The 3,110-nt window shown below is 42.9% G+C and carries 3 protein-coding genes and 1 pseudogene; all 4 read left to right on the top strand.

Annotated features, from left to right (window positions below):
• A partial coding sequence (gene vxrA, locus CAG68_RS12765) for a sensor histidine kinase VxrA (protein ID WP_161441226.1) occupies positions 1–1,373 on the top strand: 1,373 nt, incomplete at its 5' end.
• Positions 1,348–2,010 carry a response regulator transcription factor VxrB gene (vxrB, locus tag CAG68_RS12760; protein ID WP_005376251.1) on the top strand — a complete coding sequence of 221 codons (663 nt, stop codon included), beginning with the start codon at positions 1,348–1,350 and terminating at the stop codon, positions 2,008–2,010. The genes vxrA and vxrB, both read left to right, overlap by 26 nt.
• A gap of 6 nt (positions 2,011–2,016) precedes the next feature.
• Positions 2,017–2,898, top strand: coding sequence for a DUF2861 family protein (locus tag CAG68_RS12755; RefSeq protein ID WP_053303637.1), 882 nt, complete (start codon positions 2,017–2,019; stop codon positions 2,896–2,898).
• A 60-nt stretch (positions 2,899–2,958) separates the two neighbouring features.
• A pseudogene (locus tag CAG68_RS12750) lies at positions 2,959–3,110 on the top strand (conjugal transfer protein TraF); the annotation flags it as partial.

The raw sequence follows: 3,110 nt of genomic DNA, 5'->3' as shown, positions 1-3,110 counted from the left end.
GAATAGATACGTTTACAGAGCTATTTAACTATGAAGTAGCTCTTAAGTCGTACGATATTCGTATTCTGCAATCAAATTATCCTACCAAGTTACTTGCGCCAGATTCGCTTCTGCCGCAAACGTCTGACTATCCGTTAAAAGATATCCAACAGCTTTACAGCTTGGCGAATACTTGTCGTGGCAAATTACCATTAAGTCCTTTAATTACTGAGCCTTTGGTATTTACAAGAGCGATTTGTAAAGGGACGCAGCTGACACCTCGTTGGTTCTCGCGTAGTGGTCTCATTCACCCTGGTGGTGGGACGTATGCGGCACGTTATGTGGATAAGTATCCAGAACTCAAACCCAAACTATCTCAGTACATGCATATAAAAGAGCGTGATAACGAGGAAGGGGATGAGTTGCTAGAAAGCTTGAAAAACATGGATGACGACGCCATTAATGCTTTGATTGCAGGCGCGAGCATGTTTATTGAAGGTAACGAACTTTGGTTAAGACGTGGTGACCGTTACTTTGTTTTCGAGAAAGATATCTGGCAAGAGAACGTAGCGAATGCGGGTCTGTCATACGCTCTAGCGTCTCAAAGCAAAAGTTGCTTTGTTAAACGAGGCAATATTTGTTGGGATGTAGAAGATCACTCGCAAGTTTTGCGGATCAGTATGATCATACTGGTAATCGCCAATATTCTTTTGGTGATTGGTTGGGCGGTGTACCGTTGGAATAGCAAGCGAGAAGAACTACGTAGTAGAATGCTCGTGTTGCAAATTTTAACGCATGAGCTCAGAACACCGATTGCATCTCTGTCACTAACGGTTGAGGGCTTTCGTCGAGAGTTCGAGCATTTGCCTGAAAGTGTGTATGACGAATTCCGCAGGTTGTGTGAAGATACGCGCCGCCTGCGTCAATTGGCAGAAGCGAGTAAAGATTATTTGCAATCTGATAACCAAATGCTTGCAACAGACTGGGTACCATCCGTTGCAGATTGGTTAGAATTTAAGATCGAAGAAGAATTTGATAGTGCCGTGCTTTTTAACATCAATGAAGATGTGGCTGCTAAAGTTAATGTGTACTGGTTAGGAACTTGTATCGATAACTTGCTTCGTAATGCGCTTAAGTACGGTGTCGCACCGGTTGAATTGGATGTCTCAACTAGTGAAGAAAAAATAGTATTCCAAGTCCGAGATGCAGGAGGCCTAACGGCTAAAGATTGGGCAAATTTGAAGAAACCGTTCGTAAGTAAGAGCGGGTTAGGACTTGGATTAACAATCGTTGAATCTATGGTAGGCCGCATGGGCGGAAAAATGTCCTTAATGGGACCACCTACAACTTTTATATTGGAGATACCTTGTGAAACAGACACTGCTTCTCGTTGAGGACGATAAAAACTTGGCTGACGGCCTGTTAGTAAGCCTGGAACAAGCAGGATATGAGTGTTTACATGTGGAGCGTATTGCAGACGTAGAGCCACAATGGAAAAAAGCTGACTTGGTAATTCTCGATCGCCAACTCCCAGATGGTGACTCTGTACAATGTCTCCCAGAATGGAAACAGATTAAAGACGTACCAGTTATCTTGTTAACGGCACTTGTTACCGTAAAAGATAAAGTTGCAGGCCTTGATTCCGGCGCGAACGACTACTTAACAAAGCCTTTTGCTGAGGCGGAGCTTTTTGCGAGAATCCGTGCACAACTACGAGCACCGGATTCAGCAGAACAAAGCAACGCTGATAAAGTGATTACAAAAGACTTAGAGATTGACCGCTCGACTCGTGAAGTGACTTATAAAGACGAGCTAATTACGCTTACTCGAACAGAGTTTGATTTGCTGCTATTTTTGGCGTCAAACTTAGGTCGCGTGTTTACTCGTGATGAGCTACTTGACCACGTTTGGGGTTACAATCACTTCCCGACAACACGTACGGTTGATACACATGTATTACAGCTTCGTCAAAAACTGCCAGGACTGGAAATTGAAACACTTCGTGGTGTTGGCTACAAGATGAAAGCATAAGTCGTAATGAAAATACTACTCCCTGTAGTTCTCTCATTAGCGTTAGTGAAACCAGTCCATGCAATGGACTGGTTTCAAACTAACACGCCTTTAACACAGGCACATCAACACTTACTTGAAGATGATCTTGCGGGTATGTTCAACTCTCTTGTTGAACTCTGGCAAACGGAACCAAGTAAAGATTTGACTCCTCACCTTAATGATCTTCTTGGTCAGTCACTATCTAAAAACTGTGGCAAGGCTCTCACTGGTGTAACGCTGCCTGATTGGATAAGTGGTGTGAACGTTATTCGTCAGACTATTCAAAGCCCTGGGCGAGATACATTTAGATTGGTAATCAAGCTAAGAGCTACAACTGACATCGAAAATATTTCATTTAATCGATGGGTGGATGATTCTATATCCGCGGACAGTTCATTCAGCTATGAACAACAGCCGAACGGGACAGAACTTGCCAACGAGCGTAGTTACTCGAAACGCTATAACTTAACCGGTAAGCTTGAAGCTGGTTTATATCACTTAACCGTTGTTTCTACTGATAAACAAGAGTATCGAACTTGGGTAATACTTGGAGATTCAAACTCTTCTCAATATGTTCGTTGGACATCTAAAGAGAATTGGAAAGTAGAAAAGAGCGCACTTCGTAATCCCCATTGTCCATTACCGCAACTTGAAGTCGGTTTGTATGACTACATTGATGGCCAGTACGAGCAAATGTGGAAAAAGACTTACGAGTCTAACTATCCAAATTCATTGGAGCTAGCGGGTGTCCCAAACGATAGATACGTATTGGCGGTAAGTATCAATAGTCGCCGTTGGCAGGGCGATATAATTGTTGAGCAGGCTCAAACTATTAGCCGAACCTATGATCTTTCCCAGGAAGAATAGTTAAAGAAATACTACTTGTGCCGATAAAGGTTCAGGACGAACTAAAATCACAAGTGTAGTATGAAAAACAAATATAAAATTCTTGCCACTTCTGTTGCTACTATTCTTTTCGCTAATGCTGCTTCTGCTGCTACTTATGCGATAGAGGCTCGTAGTGATGCAATGGGTGGCGTTGGTACCGTATCAGCAACTTATCTAACTGCGCCTTTTTT

It is taken from the genome of Vibrio sp. V42_P2S4T144, assembly GCF_009904715.1.
Lineage (GTDB): Bacteria > Pseudomonadota > Gammaproteobacteria > Enterobacterales > Vibrionaceae > Vibrio > Vibrio alginolyticus.
Note: the sequence above shows the minus strand (reverse complement) of the source record. Positions and strands in the feature narration are given on the sequence as shown.